Annotated in this window: 3 protein-coding genes; all 3 read right to left on the reverse strand. The window is 69.1% G+C overall.

The features are described 5' to 3' along the window. Positions 1-602: 602 nt before the first annotated feature. From ACLQ2S_RS27075 to ACLQ2S_RS27085, 3 genes are read right to left on the reverse strand one after another with little or no spacing between them, the layout of a single operon-like run. Positions 603-1,202, reverse strand: coding sequence for a GNAT family N-acetyltransferase (locus tag ACLQ2S_RS27075; RefSeq protein ID WP_155221871.1), 600 nt, complete (start codon positions 1,200-1,202; stop codon positions 603-605). 31 nt (positions 1,203-1,233) lie between these two features. Then, on the reverse strand, positions 1,234-3,915 hold the full coding sequence (locus tag ACLQ2S_RS27080) for an aminotransferase class III-fold pyridoxal phosphate-dependent enzyme (RefSeq protein WP_425703796.1): 2,682 nt from the start codon (positions 3,913-3,915) through the stop codon (positions 1,234-1,236). After that, positions 3,912-4,172 (reverse strand): acyl carrier protein, encoded by a 261-nt coding sequence (locus ACLQ2S_RS27085; protein ID WP_425703798.1) that lies wholly within the window; start codon positions 4,170-4,172, stop codon positions 3,912-3,914. Before ACLQ2S_RS27085 ends, ACLQ2S_RS27080 begins: the two co-directional genes overlap by 4 nt. Positions 4,173-4,342: the final 170 nt, after the last annotated feature.

The following is a 4,342-nucleotide window of genomic DNA, read 5'->3' on the forward strand; positions in this document are numbered from 1 at the left end:
CCGAGCCCGCACCGCATCCTCGCGATACTCCAACTCAAGACGCTCAAGAACCTCACCAGCAGACACCACATCCCCCTTTATTCACACCTGCGCGCCGAGCGCGCATTCGGGTGACTGCATCACGTCCCGACGGCACCCCCGACGAATGGGCACCACCTCAACCGGCAGAGCCCCCCACCCGGGCGCCGCCTTCAATGACGCCGCCTTCTACCGCAAAAGCCGTGCCGATCTCGTAGCATCGCGCGTACTCCACTCTTGCCCTAAAGCCGGCGGGACACTTCCGCACGCTATCACTTGATCGACGTACTGCAATCCGTTAATTCTGCATACCACCCTGTGCGCTTCACACGCGGCGCACGAAGAGGATGGTTCGTCCTAATTACAGAGACCCTCCCGGTGCACTTCAATCATTGGATTTGTCCATGCCATGTCGGATAAGCGGCTGCGCGAATCGGTCGGATCCCACTGCGCTGCGACAAATCCGCCTCAGGCATACATGAAGGACCTGTGGACCGCCGGGAACGTTGTGCTCCCGGCGGCCCACAGGTCCGGCACCACCCCAGCCGGTGGCACTCAGCCGGTCCCCGGCACGAGGCGACGACCTAACGCGCGTCCCGCCACATGAAGCTGGTGTTGATGCCGAGGATCGCCTCCTGGGAGACCACCCGGAAGCCGAACCGCTCGTAGAGCACGACGTTGCGGTCGACGTCCGCCTGGAGAAAGGCCGGCACCCGCTGCTGATCGACATCGTCGAGGAATGCCGCGAGCAGCGCCGATCCGATCCCGTACCCCTGCTGCTCCGGGTGGACGGCGATCGGTCCGATGTGCCAGTGCGGCTTCTTCGGCTCGTGCTTGGCTCGCCCGCCGATCACCTTCAGGGCACGCGGCAGACCGAGGCCCATCGTGCGGACCTGCGACGGGATCGACTTGATCTTCTCGCCGACCGTCATCTGGCAGTGCGGCCACTGCGCGGCCTTGAGCACCCCGGCGAGCCGGCCCTCCCGCTCGGCGACGAGCACGTGGCTGGCGCTGTTACTGAGCTTGAGGGTCAGGGCCGCGTTCTCCATGATCCGGGCAGCCTTGTCCTGGTTACCGCCGGCGATGGCCAGGTTGCTCGGGTTGAGGGCGAACGCGAGCCCGACGATCCGGCTCGCTTCGGCCATCTCAGCCGGTGTGATTCGCCGTACGGTGACATCGCTCATATATGAACCTCCGGGTCGGGTAGGTGGGGTGCTAGCTCGCCACCCACGGGTTCGTCGAAACGTCCGCCGTGGTGATGCGAGTGGGGTGGAACCCGTGTCGACGGGCCAGTTCCAGAGCGGACAACACCCCGGCGACGGACAGGCCGCCGTAGGACGGACTGGCCATCTCCGGTTCGAGACCCAGCAGGATCGTCTCCGCCAGACACGAGTAGACGACCCCCGGTGGCAGGGTGATGCCCGGGAAGTGTGGCGTCTGTCCACCCGGGAGCCGGATTCGACCACCGGAGACGAGGGTGACGTTCGGCAGGCCCGCCACCGCCGGGTGGGCGTCACCCGGCACCGCGAGATCGCAGACGAGCACCTCCCGGTCCGCCGAGAGGTGGGTGGGCAGGATGACCGGGTCGGCCGCGTTGGTGGCGCTGACCACGATCGGGCAGTCACGCAGCGCCTCGAGGTCCTCGGCGACCGAGACGTCGGTCAGGTGGGCCACCCGTTTCGCGACCGTGGCGAGTCGGCGCCCGGAGCCGGGCCGGCCGACGAGGACGAGCGACTCGCAGTGCGGGGCGACCAGGTCGGCCATCACCGCGCCGATGTTGCCGATGCCGCCGACCAGACCGACCCGACGTGTACCGGAACCACTGCTGGCCAGGTGACGCTGAAGCAGGTCGTAGGCGCAGGCCGCGGTGAGCGAGTTGCCGGAGGTGATCCGTATCTCGTGCTCGACCACATCCCGTCCGGCACCGGTCACGATCGAGGTGTAGCCGCCCAGACCGACGACGTCGCCACCGAGTTCGACGCCCAGTTCCACCGCGTCCAGCACCGTCTGGGACAACCAGGGCCGTTGCCCGGCCCGCATCGCGTCGACCGCCTGGGCGGCGGTGAACGGCACCGCCACCACACTCAGGTCGGCCACCCGTCCGGTCTCCGAGGCGATCCGGTGTCGGACGACCTCGAACGGGCTCAGCTCGCCGCGCATCCGGTCCAGGGCCGCCGCGCACCGGCCGTCCGACCACTCCGCCAGCTCCGGGGCCAGCGAACGCACCGTGGAGGCGTTGTCGAGGTTGGCGAGGAACACCACACGCGGGACGTCACCGTCGTGCTCGACCCGCCGACGGCGAGGCGGCGCCGGCACGTGCTGACGTGGCCGCCAGGCTCCGGTCGGCGGCACGGCCAGGTGCGCCAGCAACGTCGCGTAGTCGCCCTTGGCGATCAGGCCGGCCACGTCGTCGAAGGCGGCGGCGGCCCGCTCGATGTCCGCGGTGTCGATCAGGGCGGACGGTTGTACGCGTACGGTCGTGGGCGCGGACAGGGTGGGCATGACCCGGACCCGGTGTGCGTGCAGCAACCGACCCGCGATCAGGAAGCCGAGCGACTCGGCGTCGAACACGGCGCGCAGCAGGGCCGACTCCGGCTGGGGCACCCGGAACTCCACCCCGAGGAGGAGTCCCCGGCCGCGCACCTCCGCGATCGCCTCCGGCCACCGTTCGGCCACCTTGACCAGTTGGTCACGCAGTTCCGCACCGACCACGGCGATCCGGTCCCGGTGACTCTCGTACAGGTCCAGTGCGGCCGTGGCGATCAGCGCGGAGAAGTCGTCTTCGGCGAAGGTGGACGTGTGGTGGCGTCCGAAGTCGGCGACATAGCGGTCAGCCGCCACCATCATCGCCGAGATCTTGGCCAGGCCACCGCCGAGCGACTTCGACAGCAGATAGTAGTCGGCGACCACTCCGGACGGCTCGGACGCCAGGAACGTGCCGGTGCGGCCCATGCCGCACTGGATCTCGTCGAACACCAGCACCGTGTCGTGCCGGTCGGCCAACGCGCGCAGGGCCGCCAGGGTCTCGGTCGGGACCTCGCGCACCCCGGCCTCACCCTGGACGGGCTCGACGAAACAGGCGGCGACCGGTGACAGGTGACGGGCCGCGGAGTGCGGCACCGCGTCGGCGTCCACGGTGACGGTGCAGATCTCGACCAGACGGTCGTCGAGCGCCGCCACCACCGCCTCGGGCGTCCAGTCGGTCAGTCGGACCCGCTTCGGGCCGGGAACGTGCAGGTCCTCGGGCACGTTGGAGCCGTGCGTCAGGGTTCCCGCAGCGGTGGTCTTGCCGTGGAAGGCGTTGCGCAGCGAGACCAGGACGGGCTCGGCCGCCAGGGCTTCGGTGACCTTCTCGATCGCCTCGGTGATCACCTCGCCGCAGTGCCGTCCGGCAGCCGGCCCGGTCGCGCAGGCGGTGTCGGCCAGGCCGTCGCGGTGCAACCGGCGCAGGGAGCGATCGAGTTCCTCGCGCAGCGCGCCCAGCCGACGACGCCGTTCGACCACGGCGTGCTTCACCGCAGCCTCGACCGCCTCCGCACCGGTGGACCCGAGCGTCACGACGTAGTCCACCCCGGTGGTGGCCCGCACCAGCGTCGACAGCTTCGCGGCCAGCGCGGCCGCCCCCGGGCGGATACTGGCCTGGGCGTTGAAGGGAAGCTGCTCGTCGAGGCACTGTCGGGCGACCGCCACCAGCGCCGGATGGTTGTGCCCGAACAGGGACGAGCCGGCACCGCCGACCAGGTCGAGCACCTGGTCGGCGGCTTCGGCATCCGTTGCCGGCTCCGGTGTGAGATGGTCGCCGCGCCCACGGCGGTACGCCACGTCCAGGTTGAGGGCCTGGAAGAGGCGACCCAGTTCGGGTCGGGCGTAGCGACCGAAGTCAAGGTCGGCGCTCATGTCGCGCCGACCTCGTTCCCGACCCGCATCCGCATCGACGCGGTCACCTGTTCCACCACGTCGCGCAGGGTCCGCATCGACGCCGCCTGCCCGTCGGACACCTGCACGTCGAACAGGGACTCCATCTCCACGATCAGGTCGATCGAGCGCACCGAGTCCAGGCCGTAATCCACCAGCGGCGTGTCCGGATCCAACTCCGGCACCTGCAACCGGCGACGGAACAACTCGTCAACCACATCCAGAACTTCACGATCCATTGCGCTCCCCCTCCTCACGCAACGTGCCGTCCCGGCCAGCGCCTTGGCAGCCGTCTGGTTGGCCGAGAACAACTCGTTCCGGTTTTCCTGACCGTTACCTGGTCAGGCATTCGCCTCGACCTCGTCGACGAACTTCGCCACCAACGCCTGGAAACCCGACGCGTCATCCA

The organism is Micromonospora sp. DT48, from assembly GCF_049844495.1.
Classification (GTDB): Bacteria; Actinomycetota; Actinomycetes; order Mycobacteriales; family Micromonosporaceae; genus Micromonospora.

What these genes read in the sequence shown, in the direction of transcription:
- ACLQ2S_RS27075 (WP_155221871.1), bottom strand. Translation starts at nt 1,202, where the DNA reads ATGAGCGATGTCACCGTACGGCGAATCACACCGGCTGAGATGGCCGAA.
- ACLQ2S_RS27080 (WP_425703796.1), bottom strand. Translation starts at nt 3,915, where the DNA reads ATGAGCGCCGACCTTGACTTCGGTCGCTACGCCCGACCCGAACTGGGT.
- ACLQ2S_RS27085 (WP_425703798.1), bottom strand. Translation starts at nt 4,172, where the DNA reads ATGGATCGTGAAGTTCTGGATGTGGTTGACGAGTTGTTCCGTCGCCGG.